This window comes from Vibrio sp. OPT46, from assembly GCF_015163535.1.
GTDB lineage: Bacteria > Pseudomonadota > Gammaproteobacteria > Enterobacterales > Vibrionaceae > Vibrio > Vibrio alginolyticus.
The window spans coordinates 1-283 of the sequence record NZ_JADDYG010000865.1 but is presented as its reverse complement, the minus strand read 5'-3'; the positions used below and the strand labels follow the sequence as shown (position 1 = coordinate 283).

The 283-nt window shown below is 42.4% G+C and carries 1 protein-coding gene; it reads right to left on the bottom strand.

Annotated features, from left to right (window positions below):
* Window positions 1–260, bottom strand: a 260-nt coding sequence (locus tag IQR33_RS36165; protein ID WP_228014229.1) for a hypothetical protein, incomplete at its 3' end; no start/stop codon positions are given.
* Window positions 261–283 lie beyond the last annotated feature (23 nt).

Here is a 283-nt window from a genome sequence, read left to right as displayed (position 1 = left end):
TTTACCTCTACTGTTAGCTTGGGGTGTGGTAACTGTCCTCTAGCCAGCATTTGAATAGGATTTCCTGTTCGTTTTGTAGTGGTTTCTTTATTACTTTTCTCATACGCTACTTTGGGTGATATTGAAGACTCCCAGTAAAGAAGGTCTACTGGAAGAGCGCATAGAAATTGTAGAGGTTTCCGTGCCTTGAACTCACCGTGAACTAAGCGCCTTTGTGCATATGAGTAAATTAGATCCTTTTCTGCACGAGTGGTGGCCACATAGAATAGCCTAAGCTCTTCAT